The sequence below is a fragment of the Microcystis sp. M20BS1 genome, assembly GCF_020245305.1.
Lineage (GTDB): Bacteria > Cyanobacteriota > Cyanobacteriia > Cyanobacteriales > Microcystaceae > Microcystis > Microcystis ichthyoblabe_A.
Map to the genome: position 1 here is coordinate 1 of NZ_JADBUZ010000244.1, position 6,242 is coordinate 6,242.

The window sequence follows — 6,242 nt, forward strand, 5'->3', positions numbered from 1 at the left end:
CCTGAGAGAAGCTAAACTAAGTGACGCTATCCTGAGTGAAGCGGACCTGAGTGGGGCTATCCTGATTAAGGCTGATCTGAGTTGGGCTAACCTGAGTGGGGCTAATCTGAGTGGGGCTTACCTGAGAGGGGCTATCCTGAGTTGGGCTGATCTGAGTGGGGCTAAGCTAATTAAGGCTATCCTGAGTGAAGCGGACCTGAGTGGGGCTATCCTGAGAGGGGCTAATCTGAGTGGGGCTTACCTGAGTGGGGCTGACCTGAGTGGGGCTAAACTGATTAAGGCTATCCTGAGTGATGCTATCCTAAGTGATGCTATCCTGAGTTGGGCTGATCTGAGTGAGGCTAAGCTAATTAAGGCTATCCTGAGTGAAGCGGACCTGAGTGGGGCTGACCTGAGTGGGGCTAAACTGATTAAGGCTATCCTGAGTGATGCTATCCTAAGTGATGCTATCCTGAGTTGGGCTGATCTGAGTGAGGCTATCCTGAGTGGGGCTGACTTGAATGCAGCTATTCTGATTGAGGCTAACCTAAAAGGGGCTGACCTGAGTAAAGCTAACCTGAAAGGGGCTGACATTGAAGACGCTATCTTTATCAATGCAACGGGGATCACCCCTGAACAAGAACAGGATTTAATTAGACAAGGAGTAGATTAATGACACATCAGAAAGAATTAATGAAAGATTGGAGTTTAGAGCGACAAGTTGAAGCTTTATCTATCGTGGCTTCTAATTTACGTTTTTTCATGAAATACAACTCAGAAGAATTAATGGCATTAAGACAAAGTAACCAAGATGCTTTTGATCTTTTTGCAGCAATAGTGGTGGATCAAATAGATAATGACCAAAAACTAACACAATTAGAGAGTAAACCAACGAACATTAACCGGCATTATAAAGAGCGGCTGTATAAGATTATAATTACAGGTAAATATCTCGAATTATCTCTTGACTCAAAAAATTGGATTGATGGTTTATTGAAAGTATCTGAAACCAACCAAGTAACTAATGATATACTGACCTGGTGGTGGAAAGGGGATATACAAAAAGGAAATATCAATCTTTACCTATCCGATGACAAGTGGAATCTTTCTTTTCTTGACCAGCTTAAATTTTGGGTTATGACTACTATTGTTATGCCTATATGTACAGGAGTTTCTATTCCTTCTCCTCTTAAAAAAGACTTTGATCTTTTCAGAAAAGCTTTAACACTAGCGTCAATCTTTCTAGTAGAAAAAGGATGGTACAAGGAAATAACCGACAATACAGCTAAAGAGTAAAACTGAGACTACATAAAGTAAAACAAACAAAAATAGTTTAAAACAGGAGTAAACCAATGGACATTCAACGCGCAATATTAGTTAGAGAACAATACAATAGTTTACCTATCGAAGCTAAACAATACGTTGATGCTTTAGTATTAGAAGCAAAACAGAATCCTAAGTCAAAATACTTAGAACACTTCTATAGAGACGCAATTAAATCCAATGTAATGGATACATACATACAATTAAAATACAATGATGTTAATGATGATAATGATGTCAAAATAGATTGGATTTCGTTTGTAGCTTTTAAAGCTTGGTTACTTATTGTCACATTTTTAACAGGCGTTTCTACCTCTAAAGAGTTGAAAAAAGATGCTAACTTATTTATGCTTTCTATAGCTATAGCCTCTAATTTTGTAGTAGAGGGAGACTATAAAGAAAGATACCATGCACTAACTTACAATTTCTAATGTACCTAGCTAAAACATTGCAGATCTCCGACATTATATGGGGAGCGACAGACTACCAGTTCTTATCATTATACAAACCTACCCCTGAGGAGGGGGGCCGCTTTATTCAACTCTGGTTCGAGGATATGGAGCCCCACATTAACTATACGCGGTTACATGCTAGGATGAGTGGTGGTCAAGATAATTATAATAAATACTACCTAACTAATGTGCTCGAGTTAGGTATAGCCGCATGGGGGGCCGACTTCTATAATGATAAGAATTCAGTGGACCAATGGCGTATTCACTACTATAGCCCTACTATACGCCGCCTTGTTGAGAGCACCCCTCTACATATGCCGGGGGGTAATCTACGCTATTATTGCCAGCTGGCTATGATAGCTAACTCTGAATCCGTTAAAGGAGTATGGGCCCGTCGCACTCAGCATTATCAACGCGATAGTTACCAGCGCCATAACCATGGTGAGTTCGGTATGACTAAAGAGGAGATGCAATTAGTAGTAAAGAATATAGAACCTATACTCGAGACAGGCCTGTTGATAAAGTGGGGCGACTACTACTATTGGCCCGGCGCACGAACGCGACACTTATTGCTTAACAGTAATAAAGAGCTTCACATCACGAGCAGTGATGCTCTCGAGATAGGTAGACTTAAACAAGAGAGTAGACGAAATGCAAGATAACGCAGTTGATGTCGTGAAGGCGTGGGCCTATCAGAATCTAGGCTTAGATTCCAATAATAAATTTATTGGAGTTCATGTCAATCGATCTAGTTACATAGTAAGCAACAATACTAGAGAAGACCGTCCTGATGATAATGATGGCGATATGTACTTCCTATCATATATTCATGATAATGTAGATGTCTCTATCTTCCTAGCCACTAATGGAGATGTAATTGTCGCTCGTGATAAAATCGATGAAAAGGGCGACCCCTCTATATTAATTGGTAGTATAGACGATATTGTAGATGGTAAGCCTCTCTTCCCTATAAGTCAAATTCTCAAAGATCACCATGACCCCAGAACAGATTCAGAGACTACGCGACAATAATTGGATTCTAGATAGCCTCCAGGGCGTATCAGATAAAGAACTCGATTGGGTACAGAGCGTATTGGCCCTTCGAGAATACTACAAGGAGACTGGTAGAGAGTTAACCCAGAGCAATATAGACTGGATTAACACTTTCCTCCTCTCTAACTACGAGGAGAGCGTTGTTGATCTGCCTCCCGAGCAGCCCGAGCCTCCTCAGGAGCAAACTTAGCCGCCTTGTTAATAACACGCGCTCTCTCCTGCTTAGTTAGATTACCGTGGCCCCGCAGTTTAAGGGCACTCAATGCGCTGCGCTTATCGAAAATGGGGAATCTATCTCCCACTGTGCCGTATTGGGCCCGCGCTTCTGCCGTTACATTGCCCTTCTTAGTTCTCTTCATATACATTATTGACTAGGTATGATTATGCTAATAGATGGGCGGGCCCTAATAGTAAACCTTTAACTAATGAATTTATATGATACCATCCAGCGCCTAGTAGAATTAGCTTGTTTAAACTGCTGGATCGTGCTAAAATTAAATTAAGTGGAGAATATATGCCGTACATACAAACTAATCTAAAACTCACTATTAGTCAGTATCATTATTTGCGCGAGCTAACAGCTGGCATGGATAGTGATAGTCGGCGTTTATTCATCCACACGTTTTTGTGCCAGCGCCAGATGCGGGCTAAGTCTGACTACCACGCGTGGAAGGGGGTACCGTTGCCACGTAAGAGCTTCATACACGTTTACTGTAGAAACTATAGCTGGGAGAGTGTAGAGCCGTTCATGACGCGGGCCCCCTACTACGCTAAGGAAGGAATCTGCTTCCGCTACCGTATTCACGAGCACATCATCGATACCTTCATTGAGAAGGGAGAGGATCTATTATTGAGCCCCTCTCGACTACAGGATCAGTGGTTCGTTGATGTAGATGGCCGCCCGTTTCCTAAGCTTAATAGGCTGCTTAGTAGCGCACCGCCGACACAGGTTGATTTGGGCTACGGCATCGCGTGGCTGATACGACAACGAGATAGGATAGAGCGTACTCGCGATAGTCTGAGTGACGCTGAGCTGGCTAGTAAACGGGCCCGCTACCTTCACAACCTGAACTGTTATCAAGGTATACTCGAGCGTGTGACGAGTATCGACTATACGAAACGTCAGGCAGAGTACTCGCAAGAACTAACCCAGCCTCACGAGGGGCTCCGTGTGTACGAGAAGGGCGGTGGCCTCCAGGGCGCTAGTCGAAACTTCAGAGAGGTGCTGTTAATATCCAGCCCGGTCATCAACTACGATGTCGTGAAGTGCCACGCGACTATTGCCCACCATGAGATGGAGAAGTTAGGTATCAGCTCCCACCTGGATGAGGTGCTATCAGGCCGTGTGAGCTCTCCGGATCCCCTACTGTCCGTAGGCACTGTGAAGACAGCTGTGTTAGCAGTAATCAATGGGGCCCGGCTCGTTAAGCGTCTCAATAGCCGCTTCGCTATACCTCGTCTAGTAATAGAAGAGCCGCTCCTAGCTGATAAGGATGTATCCACTAAGGCGCGGGCCCTCGCCAGCCTAGTAGGATACCTTAAGGGCATAGCCATCAGCATAGCGAAGTGGTCTAAACTGATACCCAAGAACGAGAAGATGGCAGCCATGTCTGCCCTACTACAGCGTATAGAAGTAGACAGCCTACGAGATATCCACGACCTCGCATCTAATAACCAGCACGATGGGGCCCTGATTCACAACTCTATCAATATCCACGAGGTAACGACCGGATACCTAGACATACAGCCCAAGCCTATCTCCTCACCTGACCCTGAGGAGTCGGTCATCGTGTGCGGACGCCAGATCGAGATTATACCATTCATCGCCGGGTGCGCCAACATCGCGGACATCGTCATGGGCGCTGGTACCAGGCTCCACGCCACGACGGGATACGGAGACTGGGCCCCCACCCCCCATAAGAATACCATTAGTAGATCAGATAATAGCGCTGATACATCAAATCTCAGCGCCGATGATAGTAATTAATGCCCATACAAGGGAGGCGTGTGTCTTGATACAGCAATATAACAATGTCTCTATTGAATTTATTGAAGGCTATGCTAGCGCTGAGAGTATTCTATTAGCTCTCAACCTCTGTTATGAGAACCTAGAGGTAGTTAGTAGCCATAACAAACTCATGAGAAAGTCAACGCTAGTGTTAGAACCGGCTGGTGTATATCAGCTAGTTCTTATCAATGATGAGATAGACTTCTGGGACTGGTACAGTGATGAAGCACTGGCTGTTGCTAGGGACTCAATGTTGCGTATGAGTAATTACATGAAGGCTCGTCGTATCCTCAAGGATATTATGGATGCCCCCGATGCTGTCGATAAGCTGCCCCGCATAGTTAATCAACTAATCGCAGCACGGCAGTATAAGGACGGTATAACTAAAGATGATGCCGAACTGTCTGTATGGCAGCAGATAGAGAATAAGATGAAGGAGCGCGGCCATCCCCCTCTTATAGTAACGTTCTCTGGTACACACATCGATATAAAGTCTGAGGTTACGTACGAGGCCGCATTAACAGTATACTACGAGATAGCAGGAGAATATATTGCTTGAGACTGTATTGGCACTGCCCGCCATTAGACAAGACAGAACAGCACTACCCTTTGTCTTTCCAGAGTTATCACTCTATACTCTCCTGAGTATAGAAGATATCATTCCTGACATCACCATAAATGTAGTGGCTACTAGACCGTGGGCCCTGGGCACACACTATGGCACTATGTATTGGACTGTTTTAGTAGTGCGTTATCAGAACAGTCCTTTCTTAGTAGTGGGCCGCCGTTACGTAACAGATGGGCTTAACCCTAATGAAACGGCCCTCCGCTACGTAGTAGACCAGGACCTCTATCGTACGGCTATCAACTACGCACTGCAGCAGGAGACAGAGGAGGTAGTCTTTACTAATAAAGAGCGGCCCCTCGATAAGGAAAAGGCCCAGGCTTTTCATCGCATCGGGGGTGAGATACGCTTTATAGAGGCTGATGCCCTCAGTTGCACTATTGGGGACATCAATACATTACTTGATATATTATTATGAAACATCAAAATACGCAATCAAAGAAGGTTCCAGTTTTAGTTAATCCAGATTCAGTTAAACCGTTGCAAAAGTTAGAATTGTTATCATTTAACTTTGAGGTGGTGGGAGTAAATGAGAAGGGTGAGCAAATTAACAAAGAGTCAAAGCAGTCCCAATATTTCAGCCAAGATTTAGACAACGACATCACCTTAGAAATGGTTGCCATCCCAGGAGGAACTTTCCTGATGGGTTCACCGCAAGACGAGAAAGATAGTTACGATGATGAACGCCCTCAACATAAGGTTAACATCCCCCCCTTTTTTATAGGTAAATATCCTATCACCCAGACCCAGTGGAGAGCGATTGCCGCAACCGCTAAAATAGACATCGACCTAGAGACAAACC

The 6,242-nt window shown here is 44.4% G+C and carries 8 protein-coding genes; 7 read left to right on the plus strand and 1 reads right to left on the minus strand.

The window, feature by feature from the left end; genetic code table 11:
* The 4 genes from IM507_RS22930 to IM507_RS22945 form a co-directional block, all read left to right on the plus strand.
* Positions 1 to 652 (plus strand): pentapeptide repeat-containing protein (locus IM507_RS22930; RefSeq protein WP_287637794.1); only part of this gene is annotated, 652 nt, incomplete at its 5' end.
* The gene (locus IM507_RS22935) at positions 652 to 1,275 is read left to right on the plus strand and encodes a hypothetical protein (protein ID WP_287637795.1); all 624 of its coding nucleotides are present in this window, start codon (positions 652 to 654) and stop codon (positions 1,273 to 1,275) included. The genes IM507_RS22930 and IM507_RS22935, both read left to right, overlap by 1 nt.
* A gap of 56 nt (positions 1,276 to 1,331) precedes the next feature.
* On the plus strand, positions 1,332 to 1,733 hold the full coding sequence (locus tag IM507_RS22940; RefSeq protein ID WP_287637796.1) for a hypothetical protein: 402 nt from the start codon (positions 1,332 to 1,334) through the stop codon (positions 1,731 to 1,733).
* A gap of 672 nt (positions 1,734 to 2,405) precedes the next feature.
* Positions 2,406 to 2,786 (plus strand): hypothetical protein, encoded by a 381-nt coding sequence (locus IM507_RS22945; RefSeq protein WP_287637797.1) that lies wholly within the window; start codon positions 2,406 to 2,408, stop codon positions 2,784 to 2,786.
* Positions 2,787 to 2,929: 143 nt separating this feature from the next.
* Here the strand turns inward: IM507_RS22945 and IM507_RS22950 are convergent, their stop codons facing one another.
* Positions 2,930 to 3,166, minus strand: a complete 237-nt coding sequence (locus IM507_RS22950; protein WP_287637798.1) for a hypothetical protein — start codon at positions 3,164 to 3,166, stop codon at positions 2,930 to 2,932.
* A gap of 389 nt (positions 3,167 to 3,555) precedes the next feature.
* On the opposite strand from IM507_RS22950, the gene IM507_RS22955 reads away from it, so the two are divergent.
* From IM507_RS22955 to IM507_RS22965, 3 genes are all read left to right on the plus strand, one after another.
* Positions 3,556 to 4,794 (plus strand): hypothetical protein, encoded by a 1,239-nt coding sequence (locus IM507_RS22955; RefSeq protein WP_287637799.1) that lies wholly within the window; start codon positions 3,556 to 3,558, stop codon positions 4,792 to 4,794.
* Positions 4,781 to 5,374 carry a hypothetical protein gene (locus IM507_RS22960; protein WP_287637800.1) on the plus strand — a complete coding sequence of 198 codons (594 nt, stop codon included), beginning with the start codon at positions 4,781 to 4,783 and terminating at the stop codon, positions 5,372 to 5,374. Before IM507_RS22955 ends, IM507_RS22960 begins: the two co-directional genes overlap by 14 nt.
* Positions 5,375 to 5,854: 480 nt before the next feature.
* Positions 5,855 to 6,242, plus strand: a 388-nt coding sequence (locus IM507_RS22965) for a formylglycine-generating enzyme family protein (protein WP_287637801.1), incomplete at its 3' end; no start/stop codon positions are given.